General features: G+C 49.1%; 17 protein-coding genes. All 17 read left to right on the top strand.

Features of this window, described 5'->3' with window-relative positions; translation table 11 throughout:
• The 17 genes from JS40_RS14080 (at nucleotide 1) to JS40_RS14160 (ending at nucleotide 18197) form a co-directional block, all read left to right on the top strand.
• Nucleotides 1-777, top strand: a complete 777-nt coding sequence (locus JS40_RS14080; RefSeq protein WP_160172980.1) for a glycosyltransferase family 2 protein — start codon at nucleotides 1-3, stop codon at nucleotides 775-777.
• The gene (locus JS40_RS14085; protein ID WP_034261574.1) at nucleotides 774-1670 is read left to right on the top strand and encodes a glycosyltransferase family 2 protein; all 897 of its coding nucleotides are present in this window, start codon (nucleotides 774-776) and stop codon (nucleotides 1668-1670) included. The genes JS40_RS14080 and JS40_RS14085 overlap by 4 nt, the downstream gene beginning before the upstream one ends.
• 5 nt (nucleotides 1671-1675) lie before the next feature.
• Nucleotides 1676-2698, top strand: coding sequence for a glycosyltransferase family A protein (locus JS40_RS14090; protein WP_034261576.1), 1023 nt, complete (start codon nucleotides 1676-1678; stop codon nucleotides 2696-2698).
• A 73-nt stretch (nucleotides 2699-2771) separates the two neighbouring features.
• Nucleotides 2772-3773 (top strand): N-acetylneuraminate synthase family protein, encoded by a 1002-nt coding sequence (locus JS40_RS14095; RefSeq protein ID WP_034262601.1) that lies wholly within the window; start codon nucleotides 2772-2774, stop codon nucleotides 3771-3773.
• Entirely contained in the window at nucleotides 3770-4933 is a 1164-nt protein-coding gene (neuC, locus tag JS40_RS14100; RefSeq protein WP_034261578.1) for a UDP-N-acetylglucosamine 2-epimerase, read from the top strand. The genes JS40_RS14095 and neuC overlap by 4 nt, the downstream gene beginning before the upstream one ends.
• The gene (locus JS40_RS14105; RefSeq protein WP_034261580.1) at nucleotides 4933-5631 is read left to right on the top strand and encodes an acylneuraminate cytidylyltransferase family protein; all 699 of its coding nucleotides are present in this window, start codon (nucleotides 4933-4935) and stop codon (nucleotides 5629-5631) included. Before neuC ends, JS40_RS14105 begins: the two co-directional genes overlap by 1 nt.
• Nucleotides 5632-5634: 3 nt before the next feature.
• Nucleotides 5635-6561 (top strand): glycosyltransferase family 2 protein, encoded by a 927-nt coding sequence (locus JS40_RS14110; RefSeq protein WP_034261583.1) that lies wholly within the window; start codon nucleotides 5635-5637, stop codon nucleotides 6559-6561.
• On the top strand, nucleotides 6558-7430 hold the full coding sequence (locus JS40_RS14115) for a methionyl-tRNA formyltransferase (RefSeq protein WP_051957630.1): 873 nt from the start codon (nucleotides 6558-6560) through the stop codon (nucleotides 7428-7430). The genes JS40_RS14110 and JS40_RS14115 overlap by 4 nt, the downstream gene beginning before the upstream one ends.
• Nucleotides 7427-8545, top strand: coding sequence for a dTDP-4-amino-4,6-dideoxygalactose transaminase (rffA, locus tag JS40_RS14120; RefSeq protein WP_034261585.1), 1119 nt, complete (start codon nucleotides 7427-7429; stop codon nucleotides 8543-8545). The genes JS40_RS14115 and rffA overlap by 4 nt, the downstream gene beginning before the upstream one ends.
• A complete protein-coding gene (locus JS40_RS14125; RefSeq protein ID WP_152558197.1) occupies nucleotides 8535-9758 on the top strand; it encodes a hypothetical protein in 1224 nt (407 codons plus the stop codon). Before rffA ends, JS40_RS14125 begins: the two co-directional genes overlap by 11 nt.
• On the top strand, nucleotides 9759-11129 hold the full coding sequence (locus JS40_RS14130) for a glycosyltransferase (RefSeq protein ID WP_051957631.1): 1371 nt from the start codon (nucleotides 9759-9761) through the stop codon (nucleotides 11127-11129).
• The gene (locus JS40_RS14135) at nucleotides 11129-12259 is read left to right on the top strand and encodes a glycosyltransferase family 4 protein (RefSeq protein ID WP_034261590.1); all 1131 of its coding nucleotides are present in this window, start codon (nucleotides 11129-11131) and stop codon (nucleotides 12257-12259) included. Before JS40_RS14130 ends, JS40_RS14135 begins: the two co-directional genes overlap by 1 nt.
• A complete protein-coding gene (locus JS40_RS14140) occupies nucleotides 12256-13371 on the top strand; it encodes a glycosyltransferase family 4 protein (RefSeq protein WP_034261592.1) in 1116 nt (371 codons plus the stop codon). Before JS40_RS14135 ends, JS40_RS14140 begins: the two co-directional genes overlap by 4 nt.
• Nucleotides 13368-14429 (top strand): glycosyltransferase, encoded by a 1062-nt coding sequence (locus tag JS40_RS14145; protein WP_034261595.1) that lies wholly within the window; start codon nucleotides 13368-13370, stop codon nucleotides 14427-14429. Before JS40_RS14140 ends, JS40_RS14145 begins: the two co-directional genes overlap by 4 nt.
• Complete coding sequence (locus JS40_RS14150; protein ID WP_034261598.1) at nucleotides 14426-15781, top strand: O-antigen ligase family protein; 1356 nt, start codon at nucleotides 14426-14428, stop codon at nucleotides 15779-15781. The genes JS40_RS14145 and JS40_RS14150 overlap by 4 nt, the downstream gene beginning before the upstream one ends.
• Nucleotides 15747-16766: a glycosyltransferase family 4 protein gene (locus tag JS40_RS14155; RefSeq protein WP_034262609.1), complete on the top strand. Its 1020-nt coding sequence runs from the start codon at nucleotides 15747-15749 to the stop codon at nucleotides 16764-16766. Before JS40_RS14150 ends, JS40_RS14155 begins: the two co-directional genes overlap by 35 nt.
• Before the next feature lie 36 nt (nucleotides 16767-16802).
• A complete protein-coding gene (locus JS40_RS14160) occupies nucleotides 16803-18197 on the top strand; it encodes a sugar transferase (protein WP_034261600.1) in 1395 nt (464 codons plus the stop codon).
• Nucleotides 18198-18210 lie beyond the last annotated feature (13 nt).

Raw genomic sequence — 18210 nt, forward strand, 5'->3', positions numbered from 1 at the left:
ATGAACTATCCGGTCTCCGTTATCACGATCAACTACAACAATGCCAAAGGCCTTGAGAAGACCATCGCATCGGTACGTGAACAGCAATTAGAGCCAATAGAATATATTGTGATCGACGGGGGTTCCACCGACGGCAGTACCGCAGTGATAGAACGAGCAGCAGACGGGATTGACCAGTGGGTAAGTGAACCCGACCGCGGTATCTACGACGCCATGAACAAAGGCATTGCGAAAGCGAAGGGAGATTACCTGCTGTTCTTGAACAGCGGCGATGTCTTGACCTCTCCACATGCCTTACGGGAGTTCCTTTCCCATCCCTCCTTTAAGGGCGATATCATCTACGGCGATTATCTTTTTGAGGATGGCGAGAAGCGGTATCCCGATACGTTGACCCCCTGGTATTTTATGAAGACCTCCCTGCCGCATCAGAGCACCCTCTTCCGAAGCAATGTCTTTGACAGGGTGGGAACCTATGATGAATCCTATACGATCGCTGCCGACCGTGAATTCTACTTAAGATGCTATCTGAGAGGGGATGTGCTCTTTACACACGTTCCTTACTTCCTCACCTTGTTCGACCGTTCGGGACTCAGTAATGATCCAGATCATGTTAAAAAGAAGCAAGAAGAGGACGAGCGACTTTTCCGAAAGCATTACGGGGAACAGTACGATCACTATAAAGCCATGGTCCTTGCCGAACAACGTGCCAATCGCGCCAAACGGAATACAGTGGCAGGACTGTTCAAAAGGATCCTCAAAAAACTTAGAAGATCATGAGCAGTCCGCTGGTTAGCATCATCATTCCCACCTATAAGCGTCCCGAACTCCTCACGCTTACCTTGCAAAGTATCGAGGCACAAAGCTTTACGGACTATGAGGTGTGGGTGATCGACGACGGCTCCCCGGGTGAGGCGAACGAACAGGTGTGTGCACCCTTTAAGAAGGTACACTACCTAAAGATAGAAAACAGCGGTGGTGCGGCGCATCCGCGTAACGTAGGGATCGATCGTGCCAAGGGCACCTACATCGCTTTTGTGGATGACGACGACCTTTGGCCTTCCCATAAGCTGGAACAGCAGGTCGCACTATTGGAAACCCATCCGGACTATGGTCTGGTGCATGGCTACTGTACCGTGATCGATGCGGCGGGAACCCCTACGGGAGCCGTTATTGGTCGGCCCGGAAGTCCCGAAGTAAAACACGGGGATGTTAAAGGTCGTATGGCCGGGCAGTGGACCCTGATGACACCTACGGTATTGCTTCGGAAGGAAGTGGTGGCCGCTGTTGGTTATTTCAACACACAGATGGCGCAGGCCGGCGAGGACACCGAGTACTGGACCCGTTGCTCCTTCCACACCCTATTCTACTATCTGGATGAATCACTGGCCTATTACCGGAAGCATACCGGCAGTAGTGTTACGAACAGAAAACAGTATATAGAATTACCGCTCCATTTGCAGGCCTGTGTGACCAGGGCATACGCCGAAGGTCTACTTGCAAAGGCACAATATAAGCAGTTAAAGCGGCAGCTGGTGATCAAGCAGTTGAAAGGGTTTCGGGAACATCCCGGGGGAAGTTTTCTGCGACTCTTTAGGCTGGATCCTTTTTGGTTTCTTACATTTGGAAATCTCAAGGTATTCGTCAGAGTACTTTTGAAGAAACGAAACTAGACCCCATGCGTGTAGGACTCAATCCTGTGAAAGATCAGCAAGAAGCAGCTGCAAGCTATTACCATCAGGTAGTGGTGCCAGTGTATATCCCGGATGAAGAGGGCTATTTTGAACACAGTGTGACCATCCTGAAATACTGTCTGGAATCCCTGTTTAGAACGGCGCATGCACACACTTTTATTACGGTGGTCAATAACGGGAGTCATGACGGGGTTTCGGAGTATCTGGAGACCTTGCGCCGGCAAGAGCAGATCCACGAACTGATCCACACCCACAACATTGGGAAGATCAATGCCGTATTCAAGGGGCTTACAGGCCACAGGTTTCCATTGGTGACCATCACCGATGCCGATGTCCTTTTTTTAAATGGATGGCAGGAAGCCACCTATGCCGTTTTTGAGGAATTCCCCAAGACGGGTTGTGTCACCACCACGCCCAATCCGAAGCTCTTAAAATACCATACCGCCGGCATTATGGGGCAGTATCTTTTTTCGAGTAAGTTGCGGTTCGTTCCACCCCGGGACCCGGAGGCACTGACCCATTTTGCTGAAAGTATTGGAACGCCCGACTTCTTTAAACCCTGTCATAAGTCATTTGTACTGCGACTGGAGGGGAAAGAGACTCATGCAGTGCTGGGTGCCGGACATTTTGTAGCGACCTATCGCGGGCACTTACTAACCGAACAGAGCGGGGCTTATTCAGAATTCAAACTGGGAGGGCTGAGTGTACGGCAGTACCTCGACCAGCCCGTAGCCGATCAAGGCTACTGGCGTCTGGCAACCGAAACCAATTATACCTATCACATGGGGAATGTGGCAGAATCCTGGATGCAGGAACGACTGCGGCAATTGACCGACGACAGTAAGAAAGAAGTTGCTGAGCCGGAACTTCGCACATCGCAGCGTGGCAGAGGCATGCGTTTGGGACGCTGGCTGGTGGAGAAACTCCTGCAGCGAAAACCACTTTGGACGTGGTTCTTACAACATAAAGGACTGTCTAAAAGTGATGCCAAATGCTATGCGAATTAAATGGATATATTTTTCTGAAGATTTCTTCGGAAGTTTTTAAATGTTACCTTTGAGAATACCAAACCATACGCCTTTGATTTTCACCATTGCCGAAATAGGTCAGGCCCACGAGGGCAGTTTAGGAATGCTCCATGCGTATATCGATGCGGTAGCCAAGACAGGCGTACGTGCCATCAAGTTCCAGACCCATATCGCCCATGCCGAAAGCAGTATCCATGAACCCTTTCGGGTTCGGTTTTCCACTCAGGATGCTACCCGCTACGACTATTGGAAACGAATGGAGTTCACCCCTCAAGAGTGGGTGGCCATTGGAGCCCATTGTAAAAAGGCCGGACTCACCTTTATTAGCAGTCCCTTTAGCAATGCCGCAGTGGACGTCCTGGAACAGGCCGGCGTAGAACAGTATAAAGTAGGAAGCGGGGAAGTGTCCAATCTGTTATTACTGAAGAAGATCATTGCTACCGGGAAGCCCATTCTGGTTTCCAGCGGGATGAGTTCGCTGGACGAACTGGATACTACGGTCGCTTTTCTGAAACAACACAAGGCGAACTTCTCGCTCTTACAATGTACCACAAGCTATCCTACTCAACCCAAACAATACGGTCTAAATATGATCAAAGAGCTAAAAACACGCTACGAGGTGCCGGTGGGATTCTCGGACCATTCCGGGACGATCGCTGCCGGTATTGCGGCCGTGGCCCTGGGGGCAAGCCTTCTGGAATTCCATGTGGTCTTCCATAAGGAGCAGTTTGGACCCGATGTGGCTGCGTCCATCACCATCGAGGAAGCCAAACAACTGGTGCAGGGTGCGGAGGCTGTGGCCACAGCCTTGGCACATCCCATCGATAAGACCAAGGTGGATGCTTTCCGGGACCTAAAGACCATCTTTGAGAAATCACTGGCCGTTAATAAACCATTGTCGAAAGGACACCGACTTACTTTCGACGACCTGGAAGCAAAGAAGCCCAAGGGATACGGACTGGAAGCTTCTGGATTTGAAGCGGTGTTGGGACGCAGTTTGTCCCGGGACCTTGCCGCCTGGGATTTTTTAACCGAAGAAGATCTGGATTCATGAACAAGACCCCACGAAAGATATGTGCCGTGATCACCGCCCGACCCTCGTACAGCAGGGTAAAGACCGCACTACAGGCGATCAAGGAGCACCCTCAATTAGAACTACAACTGGTGGTGGCCGGTTCGGCCTTGCTGGATCGCTACGGAACCGCCGTTCATTTTATAGAGAAGGATGGGTTTACCATCCATGAAAAAGTTTTTATGGTCCTGGAAGGGGAGAACAAGACCGCCATGGCCAAAACCACCGGATTGGGGGTGATGGAACTGGCCAATGTCTTTTACAACCTGCAACCGGATGCGGTGATCACCATCGCCGACCGATTTGAGACCATTGCCACCTCGATCGCAGCAGCCTATCAAAACATTCCGTTAGTGCATTTACAAGGCGGGGAGGTCACCGGGAACATAGACGAAAAGGTGCGCCACGCCAATACCAAACTGGCTGATATCCATTTTGTGACCTCGCAGGATGCCAAAGCACGTGTCGAGAAGATGGGGGAGGACGCCGATTATGTCTTTAATACCGGCTGTCCGTCCATTGACATTGCCGCCCGGGTCCTTCAGGATCCTGCCATGGATTTCGATCCGGTAACCAAATATGGCGGGGTGGGAGGTCCGGTAAAAGCCACAGGGGATTATCTGGTCGTCATGCAACATCCCGTCACCACAGAATACCATCAGTCCAAGGAAGACGTGCTGAAGACCCTGCGAGTGATCCATGAACTTGAGATCCCCACGTTCTGGTTCTGGCCCAACGTAGATGCCGGATCGGACGGGACCTCGAACGGTATCCGCTCCTTCCGTGAAAAATACAATCCGCAGCACATCCGGTTCCTGAAAAACATGGAACCCGTCGATTTCTTAAAGTTACTGCTCCACAGCAATGTGCTGGTGGGCAACAGTAGTGTTGGCATCAGGGAGTGTTCCTTCTTGGGCGTCCCGGTCGTGAATATCGGTACCCGGCAGAACCGCAGATTGCGGGGCACGAATGTGATCGATGTGGCCTATGATGAAGCGTCCATCAAGGATGCCATAAGATCGCAAATGAAAAACCCCCGCAACAGCCGAAGCGCTGTCTACGGGAATGGGAACAGCGGACAGAAGATCGCCGACCTGCTGGCGACCATCGATCTGCGTTTTCATAAAACCATTACCTACTAATGCGTATCTTGGGACTCATACCGGCGCGAGGTGGGAGTAAGGGGATCCCAAACAAGAACCGTAAGGAACTGGGCGGGAAACCGCTGTTGCAATACACCGCAGAGGCCGCATTGAAAGCGCGTACGCTGGACCGTGTGATCTTCTCTTCGGAAGATGAAACCCTCAGGGCACTTGCACGTTCCCTGGGTGTCGAGGTCCCTTTTGAGCGTCCTGCCCATCTGGCCGAAGACCATTCGGGTTCTTTAGCCGTCGTGCAACATGCCCTACACACTTTAGCCGAGCAAGGCGAACACTATGATGCCGTGTGTTTGCTTCAGGTGACCACCCCGTTTCGAACTGCTTCAGATATTGACCGGGCCATAGAAAAATTCAAGAATGACAAGGTAGACACCCTGCTTTCTGTTCAGAAGGTACCGCATCAATACAATCCGCATTGGGTTTTTACCCCTTCCGAAGCAGGACAGCTACAGATCGCCACCGGTGATACCACCATCATTAAAAGAAGACAAGAACTCCCGGATGCCTATGTACGGGACGGAGCTTTATACATTACGAAGACCCGGGTGATCCTGGAGCAGGATTCCCTGTACGGTTCCCGAATGGGCTGGATCGAACTGGACCCCGAACGGCATGTGAACATCGATACCCCAGAAGACTGGGCGAAAGCAGAACAGCTTTATAAAAAACTGTATTTTTAACCTATGGACCACCTGGAGAAAATATCGGTAGTGGTACCCGTGTATTACGGGGAGCATACGCTTGGAGAACTCACACAACGGGTGATCGCCACATGCCAATCGCTGGGGGCCGATTATGAGCTGTTGCTGGTAAACGACGCCAGCCCTGATGCTTCCTGGGAGGTGATCAAGCACTTGCACAAGGAAGATCCCAAGGTGCGCGGCATCAATTTCAGCCGGAATTTCGGTCAGCATTATGCCATCTCAGCGGGCTTGGCAGCGGCCACAGGCGATTGGGTGGTCGTTATGGATTGTGATCTGCAGGATGTGCCGGAAGCAATTCCGACCTTATTACAAAAGGCCCGGGAAGGATATGACGTGGTGCTGGCCAAACGCGAGCAGCGCCAGGATGGGTTCTTTAAAAAGTTCTTTTCCAGGTTGTTCTACAGCTTCCTAAGTTATCTTTCGGGAGCGCGCTATGATGCCTCCGTTGCTAATTTTGGGATCTACCATTCCAAGGTGATCGCAACCATCAACACCTTGCCCGAAAAGAACCGGTTCTTTCCTTCCATGGTGAAATGGGTAGGTTACAGGCAAACCGCCATAGGCGTTCCCCATGCGAAGCGTGAAGAAGGGCGCTCCAGTTATACCTTACGGAAATTGTTCAATCTGTCGTTGGATATCATACTGTCCTATTCCGATAAGCCATTGCGGCTCACTATTAAACTCGGACTTATCATCACCGTATTGGCGTCGGTATTCGCCTGTGTACAATTGTATAAATGGTATCAGGGAGAGATCGAGGTCCTGGGCTATACCTCATTGATCCTTTCCCTATGGTTCCTCTCGGGCATCATCATCCTGATCCTGGGGGTAGTGGGATTATATATTGGAAAGATCTTCGAAAATGTAAAGGACAGACCCACTTATATCGTAAAAGAACGACTATGAAAGTTACTTGCTACGTACTGGGAGAAAAGGGATATAGCGCTTTAAAGGCCCTTCAGGGAGACTCCAGAGCGGTGATCGATACGGTGGTCATAGGAACTGATCCTGCTCTCAAGGATGATCACTCCAAAAAGATCGAAGCCTATTGCGAGGCCTCTCATTTAAATGCGACCTATGATGATGTCCCCAAGGACTCGTCCAACGTATTAATAGCCATGGGTTGGCGAAGACTGATCCATCCGCTGCCTCATCAACAACTCATTGTATTACATGACTCACTATTACCCAAATACAGAGGATTTAATCCTCTGGTCACCGCATTAATAGAAGGAGATACCGAGATAGGTGTCACCGCTATCTTAGGCGCGGAAGCCTATGATACAGGTGCTATTATTGCAGTAGAAAAGATCTCCGTTACCTATCCAATAACCATTGCGGAAGCGATTCATAAGATAAGTCAGTGTTATGGAACGCTGTTGCAACACGTGTTAGAAAAAGTGCTGGCAGACGAGCTGCGGGCTGTTCCTCAAGATGAGACAGAAGCGAGTTATAGTCTATGGCGAGATGAAAAGGATTATTTTGTTCAATGGGACTGGCCTGCGTCTAAGATACAGCGAATGATCGATGCCGTAGGACCACCTTATGACGGTGCTAAAACATGGGCCAACGGAAAACAGATACGATTGATACAAGCCACTGCGGTTGCAGATGTATCTGTTGTGAACAGAGACATTGGTAAGGTGCTGTTCAAAGACAATGGAAAACCTGTGGTGGTATGCGGAGAAGGTCTATTGCGTTTAGATCAAATTGCCTATATGGATTTTGAACCTCTCGTATTTGAAACCCTCTTTAGAATACGTTTCGGAATATGAAGATCCCATTCAATAAACCATATCTGTCGGGAAAGGAACTCATGTATATTCAGGATGCCTTGTCGCGGGGTAAATTGTCCGGCGACGGTTTTTATACCAAGCAGTGCCATCGGTTCTTTACCAACACTTATGGTTTCAAGAAGGCCCTGCTCACCACCAGTTGTACCGATGCATTGGAAATGGCTGCCCTCTTGCTCGATATACAACCGGGGGATGAGGTGATCATGCCTTCCTTTACGTTTGTCTCTACGGCCAATGCCTTTGAACTGCGTGGTGCGGTGATCCGGTTTGTAGATTCTCAAACCGATCATCCCGGCATGGATGTCTCCCAGATAGCACCGCTTATCAATGCAAAGACCAAGGCCATCGTCGTGGTCCATTATGCAGGTGTTGCCTGCGATATGGATATGGTCATGCAGTTGGCCGATGCACATGAGCTGTTCGTAGTAGAGGATGCCGCTCAGGCTATTGACAGTTATTACAAAGGTCGTGTGCTGGGAAGTATAGGGCATCTGGGTGCTTTTTCCTTTCACGAGACCAAGAATATTCAGTGTGGGGAAGGAGGCTTGCTAGTGATCAACGATACCCGATTTATGGAGCGTGCCGAGATCCTTTGGGAAAAGGGAACCAACAGAAGCGCTTTTTTTCGCGGGGAGGTCGATAAATACGGCTGGGTGGACATAGGTTCGTCATTTCTGCCCAGTGAACTGAATGCCGCATACCTCTTCGCGCAATTGGAATGCATCCAGGATATACAGGACCGCCGGAAAGACATCTGGGAGCAATACCATACTGCTCTTAAGGACTGGGCCGCATCCCTGGGCATAGCGCAACCCACATTCCCTGATCATACTACCAACAATGCGCATATGTACTATTTGATATGTAAAGATATTGAACAGCGCTCCGCGCTCCTGCAACACTTAAAGAAGCACGGTATCCTTGCCGTCTTCCATTATCAGTCCCTGCATAAGAGTCCGTATTTCAAAGCAAAGTACAGCGGAGATGCCTTAGCCGAAAGCGACCGGTATTCCAATTGCTTAGTACGGTTGCCGCTTTTTTACGAACTGGATACGAAAGCCGTTATAAATGCCCTCCTCGCTTATGGCTCCTAAATATGCACACTACCTTTCCCTGACCTTGTACGGCGTGATCGCTGTCTATGTCCTTGTAGGGATCTTCTATTTTTCACAGCTCCCTATAGGTTCCGGCGATGAAGCCTTGTTCTTAAAGGACCTCCGACTTATCGAACAAGAGGGGTGGAATGCTGCCGTACGCAAAGGGATCTCGATCCCGTATATGCTGCTTGTGCTGCCGTTTGCGCAGTTGTTCGAGGGTTATGTGGCATTGCGACTGGTGAATGTGGCACTGTTCCTTTTACTTCTTTTGTATTTCTATAGCTATCGGAAGATCCGTGATCTTCATTTCTATGCCCTGGTCTTGTTCTTTTATGCAACGGTAGGTTATTTTCTATTGGGGGTGAACGACACCCTGTTCATTGTTTCGATGGTGGTATTCTATTCTGAAACGTATTTCCGGCTCGCCTCCGGACAGCGAGCCTCTTTTGCCTTAGGCGGGACCGCCTTGATCGTTGCCTTTTTCACCCGTGAACTTCTTATCATCTTTACGCCCGTGGTACTGTTGTCCGTCTTTTTACTGGTTCGTCGGAATCTTATCGCGTGGCGTAGCTTTATGCTGCCTGCGGTTTTGATCCTTGTCTTTATCGTACTGAATCTTCCGTCTTTGCAAGCCGGTTCACAGCTCTCTTTCGATGCAAAGCTTCCTCCGGAAGGGGTCCAGTCCAATTGGGTGCAGCGGCAGTATCTGGCACAACTTCAGGTAAATGAAGGAACGTTGCCCGATCATAATCATCCAAGCTGGGAAGAAACAGACGCCTATCTGGAAACCAAAGGGCCGGATGCACTGCCCAAGGGAATCCTTTCGGGGCTGACGTTCGATCCGCTACTCACGATAAAAGAGTTCGGTAAGGACCTACTATACATCCTTAGTTTCAGTACACGACAAATAGGGTTGCTGATACCCATATTATTGTTGCTGGGGATACGCCAATGGAGACGAACCCGTTCGGTCACCTCCCAGGTGTACGTTTCGCTGCTGCTCGCCTGTATGATCCTTATCTTTGCGCTTATCATCATTTCATTTGTCGAACTGCGATGGTTTGGCGCCTTGTTCCTGCTCGCCATTCTGGCCTATACCAGCGCCGTGAAGGCAGGAGAGCTGCCACGAATGATCGTATCCTTGCAATCGTTTGTAATAATTCTTATAAGTTTGTACGGATTGTACGGCTTCTATCAAAAACTTAGTTAATTGGCAGCTTCAAAAAAAATAATATTGCTGGTTCCCGATGGTACCGGGGTGAAGAATTATCTGTATTCAAAGGTGTTCGCTACCCGGGAAGCCTCTCTGGTATTGTTCCATAATTTCGACCCCGAAACGGTTTCGGAACTGGAACAGCACGTTCCGCTTGCGTCTACAGTACGAATCCCAACGTACAAAGAAAGTGTACGGGAAAAGTTTCTGCGAGAGCTTATACATCTAAGTCGCATCCAATGGAATGCAAAACAGGCCAACAACCCCACCATTTTAAAATTCTCTAGAACTTCGGTACGAAGTCTCAAGTTAAAGATGTTCTATACCCTGGTAAAAGGTGCGGCTAGGTTGGTTCGTTCTTACAACAGTATCCTAAAGCTCGAAGCCCGATATGCAAAAGCCCTTCGGAAGAACCCGTACTACCATTCGATAGCAGCCATCCTGAAGCGGGAAAAACCCGACCTCCTCTTCTGTACCCATCAACGAGCGTTGCCCGCTCCTACCATCTTCGCGGCGGCCAGGGACCTGGGCATCCCCACCACTACGGTGATCTATTCCTGGGATAATATCCCGAAAGCTCGCCTTGCTTTACGGGCCGATCGCTATCTGGTATGGTCACAGCACATGCAGAATGAATTACAACAATTCTATCCGGAGATCGCTTCCGAACAGATCGAAGTGACGGGAACCCCACAGTTCGAATTCTACAGGGATGCCGCCAATATCCTTCCGAAGGAGGAATTCTATGGAAGATATGGTCTGGATCCCGGGAAACGACTCCTATGTTTTTCAGGAGATGATGTACGCACGTCACCTCACGATCCACAGTATCTGGAAGATATTGCCGAAGCACTTACAAAAAGCGGTATGGCCGCTACCACCCAACTTATTTTTAGACGTTGTCCCGTTGATCTTTCCGGTCGTTACGATGCCGTCCTTACAAAATATAAGAGCCTTATTGTAGCCATGCCTCCCCTCTGGCATCAACGCGCCATAGGATGGTCGGCGGTCTACCCGGCCTACCAAGATGTGAAGCTGCTGGTAAGTCTTGCCTATTATGCCGATCTTGTTATAAACGTGGGGTCAACCATGGCTTTTGACTTCGGGATGTTCGGGAAACCCTGTGCCTATATCAACTATGACACCGTGAAGGATCCCAACTGGTCGGTCGATACCATCTATAAATATCAGCATTTTAGGAGCATGCCATCCCCAAAAGCCGTATTTTGGCTCCATGATCGGGAGCAGATCGCTTCGGTAGTCCGTACGGCTCTGGAACAGCCGGAGACCGCGATCAACGAGTGGTTCGAAACAGTCGTTGCCTATCCTGAAACCGCTTCCGAACGAATTAGAAAAGTGTTACTGTAATGCACATTGTATTTCTTTCTCATGAATATCCTTTATGGTCGGCCGGAGGCATTGGGAGCTTCCTGCAAACCTTTGGACGGGCCCTGGTTGCACGAGGTCACAGAGTTACTGTGGTAGGTGCAGGGACAGCACTCACCGAGGTGTATCTGGAGGATGAAGGAGTGCATTTGTACCGCCTTCCGAAGCAACAAAAAGGGCTGTTGCCGGAATTCCTTCATAACAGCATCCGTCTCAATAAGAAACTAAAAGCGATCCATGCCCAAGAACCCATTGACATCATCGAATCGGCCGAACTGGGCCTGGCATTGCTCTACGCCCATCATCCGGCCAAGAAAGTGATCCGTTTACACGGGGGGCACCACTTCTTTTCGGAAGCCGAAAAACGAGGTATCCACTGGCGTAAAGGATTGCTGGAAAAACGCTCCTTTCGAAAGGCAGATGGTTTTATTGCTGTTTCAAACTACGTACAGTCTCATACGGCCAAATATCTCAGCTATCACAATAAACCCGTAACCGTGATCAATCATCCGGTAGATATTCCTTCTGCTGTTCCCGGGGGCAGCTCTAAAAAGAACAGTCTTTTGTTCGCCGGTACGATCTGTGAGAAAAAGGGAGTGCGGCAACTTATAGAAGCGTTTGCGTTGGTTCGTCAACGCTATCCCGACTATCAGCTGGATCTCTTCGGAAGGGACTGGTACTATCCCAACGGCGATTCGTATATAGCACGTTTGAAGGAGACCTATGACGCTTCCTTTTTTGAACAAGTGACCTTTCACGGAAGCATTCCGCGTGAAGAATTACATACGCGCTATGCCGAAGCATCCGTTTGTGTCTTTCCTTCACACATGGAGACACAGGGGCTGGTGACGCTGGAAGCCATGGCACAGGGAAAGCCGGTGGTCTTTTCGCAATACGGTCCCGGCCCCGAAACCATAGACCACGGCAATACCGGATTGTTATGTGATGTCTATGACCCCGGCGATATAGCAGCAAAGATCCTTTGGTGTATCGAACATCCCGATGCCGCCAGAGAACTTGGGCGCAATGCCGCACGACGGGTACGGGAACACTACAATAAGAACACTATTTTAGAGGAGAACCTTTCGTTTTATTCAACCTTGCTATCATGAAGCTGGTCGTGATCACACATACCCCGCATTTTAAGAAGGATGGCAAGCTCTTTGCCTACGGACCTTATGTACGGGAGATGAATCTGTGGTTCAAACAAGCCGATGCGGTAGTAGTTGTAGCCCCATTAAATAACGATGGGCCGGGTACCATACATGAGGCTTACACCTCGCAGGATGTAGCACTTCATGACATTCCCTCTATTTCCTTTATCTCTTTTTCTGAAGGATTGCTGGCCTTGCTCCGATTGCCGGTTATAAAATGGAAGATCTTTCAGGCCATGCGAAAGGCAGATCACATTCATTTGCGATGTCCGGGGACGATCGGCCTTGTGGGATGCATGATGCAGCCGCTCTTCCCGAAGCGACCGAAGTCTGCAAAATATGCCGGCAACTGGGATCCTCGGGCAAGACAACCGCTTAGCTACCGCATTCAAAAATGGATATTACAACATACCTTCCTTACACGTAACATGAAGGTACTGGTCTATGGAGACTGGCCCGGACAGACCTCCAATGTAAAGCCGTTCTTTACGGCAAGCTACCCCGAACAAAAGATCGAGTCCTTGCGTACTCCTCATTTCAAACCACCGTATCGGTTGCTGTTCGTAGGCGGACTCACCCACGGGAAACGTCCGCTGTATGCCGTAAAACTTGTGGAAGCCCTTATAGCGAGCGGGGTTGACTGTCGTCTGGATATCTATGGGGGCGGGGCCGAACGGAACAGCATTATCGATTATATTAGTTCGCATCAACTTACAGCCGTGATCTTTCTCCACGGGAATCAGCCGCCCACTGTGGTGGAAAACGCTTACAAACAAAGTGACCTGCTGCTCTTACCTTCCCGTTCTGAAGGATGGCCCAAGGTTGTGGCCGAAGCCATGTTCTGGGGGGTGGTTCCGGTAGTATCACGGGTTTCCTGTGTTCCATGGATGCTCGGCGAGGGGAGGAGAGGGCTGCTCCTAGAGATGCAGCCGGAAAGCGATATCCAGCGGTTGCGAACCCTTTTATCCGATCCCGAGGCACTACAGGAAATGTCGTTAAAGGCCCAAGCATGGTCGCACCAATATACCCTGGATGCCTTTGAAGCTGAACTTAAAAAAATAGTGGGATGAAAGTACTTCAGTTGATCGATTCCTTAGATGCAGGAGGTGCAGAACGTATGGCCGTGACACTGGCCAATGCCTTGAACCGTAGCTCCCATGAAGCCTTTTTATGTACCACCCGGAAAGAAGGACTGTTGAAGGAAACACTGGATCCCGGGGTAGCCTATTTGTTTCTCAACAAGCGAAATGCTTACGATGTGCTAGCCTTAAAGAAACTGGTGTCTTTTATAAAACGTCACAAGATAGAAGTGGTCCATGCGCATTCCAGCAGTTACTTCTTTGCGTCGCTTGTAAAGAAAATACTACCCAAAGTTCGCTTGATATGGCATGATCACTATGGCGACAGTGAGCACTTGTCGGCACGCAGGTTCAAGGTATTAAAATACTGTTCTCGTCGTTTTGACGCCATCATATCGGTGAATGAGGTCTTGAAAACATGGGCCCTGGAGCACTTGCATTGTAAAAACGTCTATTATCTACAGAATTTTGCGGGAACGGATGTACAGGAAAGTTCACAGGACCGCTTACAAGGTCCGACAGGGTATCGATTAGTCTGTCTGGCCAATCTACGTTCGCAAAAGGACCATATAAATCTATTAGAGGCTTTTAAGAGTGTGCTGGAACACTATCCAGAAGCCACGTTGCATCTGGTAGGAGCTCCTCAAGAAGCATCCTATGTACGATCCCTGGAACACTCTATTGAAACGAACGGATTGACCGGTGTCTATTTCTATGGATCACAAGGCAAGGTATTGTCATTACTTCGGATGGCCGATGTGGGCATCCTCTCTTCACGTTCTGAAGGGCTTCCGGTAGCATTACTGGAGTACGGAATGGCGGGGCTTCCCGTGGTATGTACCCGCGTAGGACAATGCCAGGAGGTGGTAGCAGACCGTGGTATTGTAGTACCACCCCGGGATCCTGAAGCATTGGCCGAAGGGATCCGCGTGCTTTTGGGTAACCCGGAGAAGCGCCGTGATCTTGCAGAGAAATTTCAGCATCATATAAAAAAAACCTATAGTTTTGAGGCAGTCTTGCCTATCTTGTTGCGTATTTACACTACATGAGAAAGATAAAACCCATTAAGAAGATCACGTATATCCAGTTGCTCTTATTGCATATTGGAATGGCGTTTGCGATCTACCTTGTGGAGGCTACGTCCAAATTCTTTCTTTTCGCAGCGGTGGTCTATTTTCTGGTACGCATCTTTTCCAGCGGAAATAAGAAGGATGAGGTACTGTTAGCCGCGGCCTATATCATGGGATTTGAGGTGTTTTCCAGAATGACCGGCGGGGCTTTTACCTATGAGTTCGCCAAGTTTGCCGTGATCGGGTTTTTGGTCATTGGCATGTTCCTTAAAGGATTCACCAGACGGTCCTGGCCCTATGTCTTCTACATCCTTTTTCTGGTACCGGGCATTCTTTTTTCGGCGATCAATCTCAACTATTCTACCGATTTCATGAACGCCATCAGTTTCAATTTGAGCGGCCCGCTGTGTCTGGCGATCTCCGCACTGTATTGCTACAACCGGAAGATGCCGGCGGAACGGCTCAACCAGATCCTGTTGGCCGCTTTGTTGCCTATTATCGCTATGGCGGCCTACCTGTATGTCTATACACCCAACATCCGGGATGTATTGAGCGGAACCCAGTCGAATTTTGAAGCCTCCGGTGGCTTTGGTCCCAATCAGGTATCGACCATCTTAGGATTGGGAATGTTTATATTATTCAGCAGGCTGCTCACGATAAAGAGCCGGGTTGTCAATATCATTGATCTCTGTTTATTGATTTTTGTTAGTTACAGAGGGATCGTAACTTTTTCCAGAGGAGGCGTGATCACGGCAGGCGTGTGTGCGCTCATCTTCTTTATTTATTATTTTTACAAAGCAGATCTCCGGCAACGAACTTCCTTACTTCCTAAAGTAGCGATAATTGCCGGGTGCATTGTCGTGACCTGGATCTTTACTTCCATCTCCACCTTTGGACTCATCGACAAACGCTATGCCAATCAGGATGCGGCCGGCCGTGAAAAAGAAGATGTTACCACAGGAAGGGCAGAGTTGGTCACCGGCGAGGTGGAGACCTTTTTAGAACACCCCTTTACGGGTATTGGCGTTGGGAAGATACGTGAATTCCGAAAAGAGAAAACAGGGCGTATTGTTGCAACGCACAGCGAGGTGAGTCGTATCCTGTCTGAACATGGTGTCTTTGGGTTGTTTGCCCTCATGGTCCTCGTGTTCACTCCGTTACTTTTCCGGGTCAGGAACCGAACGAACCTGTATTTCTTTGCTTTTTTTATTTTTTGGTTCCTTACCATCAACCATTCCTCTATGCGAATAGCAGCGCCGGCCTTCATTTACGGACTATGTCTAATCTCGATCATCGATGTCAAGAAAAAACCTGCTCTACATAGGAAATAAACTGTCCCGAAAAGGCAGCACGGTAACGTCCATTGAGACGCTGGGCACCCTGTTGGAACAGGAAGGTTTTGTTGTACGAACGGCCTCTTCGGTATCTAATAAAATGCTTCGGATGCTGGATATGCTGTTCACAACCTTACGTTACGCAAAAACATCTTCTGTTGTCTTGATCGATACCTACAGTACCCAGAACTTTTATTATGCCGTAGCGGTTGCCCGTTTGTGCCGCTTATTGCAAGTGCCCTATATTCCCATCTTGCGGGGTGGCGATCTGCCACAACGCCTTGCAAAAAGCCCTCGCCTGTCCAGGAATCTCTTTCGGGCTGCCAAGACCAATGTTTGTCCGTCACCCTATCTCCTCAAAGCCTTTAACGCTACCGGATTCGAAAACCTCACGTATATACCGAACACCATCGAACTGGAAAAGTACACTTTTGTACTCCGGGAAGCGGTACGACCCCGATTGTTGTGGGTACGTTCTTTTTCAGAAATATATAATCCGAAGCTTGCCCTGGACGTATTAGAGCAATTAATTGCCAAAGGGTATGACGCACAGCTTTGTATGGTAGGCCCGGATAAGGACGGGTCGCTGGACCGGTGCAAAGCCATAGCAAACAATAAGGATCTGCCGGTGATCTTTACAGGGATATTGCAGAAAGAGGAATGGATCGCACGCTCCAAGAATTATGCTGTTTTCATAAACACCACCAATTTCGACAATACCCCGGTAAGCGTTCTGGAGGCAATGGCACTCGGTCTGCCGGTCGTGTCGACAAATGTAGGAGGGATACCACACCTGCTCACCCAGGGTGAAGATGCACTGTTGGTACCACCTAAGGATCCAAATGCCTTTACCAATGCCATAGTGCAGCTGCTTAGCGACGCAACTTTGGCATCTAAATTATCCCGTAACGGAAGAGAGAAAGTAGCGGCCTTCGACTGGCAAGTTGTTAAACAAGCGTGGGTTACTCTTTTAAACCAGTAAATAAATAGCTACATTTATCGAGCTAAACCCAACCCCATGTCCCAAAAGTCGAATATCCATTTTGATATTTCCGAACGTAAGATCTTGCTCCGCCTCTTCGATATCACAGCGGTGCTGTCTGCCCTGTATCTGGTGGGCCTGGTGTTCAATTTCGATTATTTTAAGATCAACGCCGACCATTGGGTGTGGTCCATCGTTCTGGCGGTATATCTTACCATATTTGCAACTATTTTCGAGCTGTACAACCTACAAAAGGCCAGCAGGTTTGAGGTCGTTGTCCAAAACATCATCCTTACCTCTTCGGTCACCGTACTGTTCTATTTGCTCACACCATTCTTCACACCTGCCTTACCGGCGAACCGATTACAGATCATATACTTCTATATAGCTATTAATCTGTCGTTATTTCTTTGGAGGTACGCGTACATCGTATTGATCTCGGCACCCCGATTCTTTAAAAAGGTTGTTCTGGTCGGGAATGCACGCGAACTGGACACAATTATTACGTCCTTACAACGATCGGACCCTAACTATAAAGTAATAGGGTATATCAACACAGATTCGACGCGTTATGTTTCTGAAAGATACCCCGGCCTGCATGATATTCAAATTTTAAATGTTGCTGAAACCTTATCGGATCTGGGAATCTCTGAAATCGTTGTCGCCACACCGCATTCGTCCGGGATGACCGTAGAACTTTACAACCAGTTGATCCTGTTATTAGAGAACGGTGTAGCCATACGGGAGTACACCCAGGTATACGAAGAGATCAACCGCCGCGTTCCCGTGCAGCATGTAGATAAGGACTTCTATCGCTATTTTCCTTTCAGTCGAAGCAATCAGAACAAGTTATACCTCTTCTTTCACCGGATCCTGGATCTTCTTTTCTCTGTGATCGGACTTGTTTTCGGGCTGGTGATCTTTCCCATCATTCTTGTTGGAAACATATTTGCAAACAGGGGCCCTTTGTTCTACACCCAAATGCGGGTAGGGAGGAACGGAAAGCATTTCAGGATCTATAAATTGCGCAGTATGGTGCGTGACGCCGAAAAGCACGGTGCGCAATTCGCAGAACATAAGGATACCCGGGTCACAAAATTCGGACGTTTCTTACGCCGATCCCGTTTCGATGAGATCCCACAATTCATCAACGTGATAAAAGGGGATATGAGTGTGATAGGTCCCCGACCGGAGCGGCCTGTGTTTGTCAAGGAACTCTCTGAAAAGATCCCTTTCTATGAAGTAAGACACTTAGTTAAGCCCGGCGTGACCGGTTGGGCTCAGGTGAATGCGAAATACGGGATGACACAGGAGGATGCTCTTGAAAAACTGCAATACGATCTCTACTATATAAAACGCCGAAGTCTGTTCCTGGACATCAGTATCGTGATAAAAACACTGAGTACCATCATCTTCTACAGGGGGCAGTAGAGACGTAAAAACA

It is taken from the genome of Altibacter lentus (assembly GCF_000746845.1).
Taxonomy (GTDB): domain Bacteria; phylum Bacteroidota; class Bacteroidia; order Flavobacteriales; family Flavobacteriaceae; genus Altibacter; species Altibacter lentus.

What these genes read in the sequence shown, in the direction of transcription:
- JS40_RS14080 (WP_160172980.1), top strand. Translation starts at nt 1, where the DNA reads ATGAACTATCCGGTCTCCGTTATCACGATCAACTACAACAATGCCAAA.
- JS40_RS14085 (WP_034261574.1), top strand. Translation starts at nt 774, where the DNA reads ATGAGCAGTCCGCTGGTTAGCATCATCATTCCCACCTATAAGCGTCCC.
- JS40_RS14090 (WP_034261576.1), top strand. Translation starts at nt 1,676, where the DNA reads ATGCGTGTAGGACTCAATCCTGTGAAAGATCAGCAAGAAGCAGCTGCA.
- neuC (WP_034261578.1), top strand. Translation starts at nt 3,770, where the DNA reads ATGAACAAGACCCCACGAAAGATATGTGCCGTGATCACCGCCCGACCC.
- JS40_RS14105 (WP_034261580.1), top strand. Translation starts at nt 4,933, where the DNA reads ATGCGTATCTTGGGACTCATACCGGCGCGAGGTGGGAGTAAGGGGATC.
- JS40_RS14110 (WP_034261583.1), top strand. Translation starts at nt 5,635, where the DNA reads ATGGACCACCTGGAGAAAATATCGGTAGTGGTACCCGTGTATTACGGG.
- JS40_RS14115 (WP_051957630.1), top strand. Translation starts at nt 6,558, where the DNA reads ATGAAAGTTACTTGCTACGTACTGGGAGAAAAGGGATATAGCGCTTTA.
- rffA (WP_034261585.1), top strand. Translation starts at nt 7,427, where the DNA reads ATGAAGATCCCATTCAATAAACCATATCTGTCGGGAAAGGAACTCATG.
- JS40_RS14125 (WP_152558197.1), top strand. Translation starts at nt 8,535, where the DNA reads ATGGCTCCTAAATATGCACACTACCTTTCCCTGACCTTGTACGGCGTG.
- JS40_RS14135 (WP_034261590.1), top strand. Translation starts at nt 11,129, where the DNA reads ATGCACATTGTATTTCTTTCTCATGAATATCCTTTATGGTCGGCCGGA.
- JS40_RS14140 (WP_034261592.1), top strand. Translation starts at nt 12,256, where the DNA reads ATGAAGCTGGTCGTGATCACACATACCCCGCATTTTAAGAAGGATGGC.
- JS40_RS14145 (WP_034261595.1), top strand. Translation starts at nt 13,368, where the DNA reads ATGAAAGTACTTCAGTTGATCGATTCCTTAGATGCAGGAGGTGCAGAA.
- JS40_RS14150 (WP_034261598.1), top strand. Translation starts at nt 14,426, where the DNA reads ATGAGAAAGATAAAACCCATTAAGAAGATCACGTATATCCAGTTGCTC.
- JS40_RS14155 (WP_034262609.1), top strand. Translation starts at nt 15,747, where the DNA reads ATGTCAAGAAAAAACCTGCTCTACATAGGAAATAAACTGTCCCGAAAA.
- JS40_RS14160 (WP_034261600.1), top strand. Translation starts at nt 16,803, where the DNA reads ATGTCCCAAAAGTCGAATATCCATTTTGATATTTCCGAACGTAAGATC.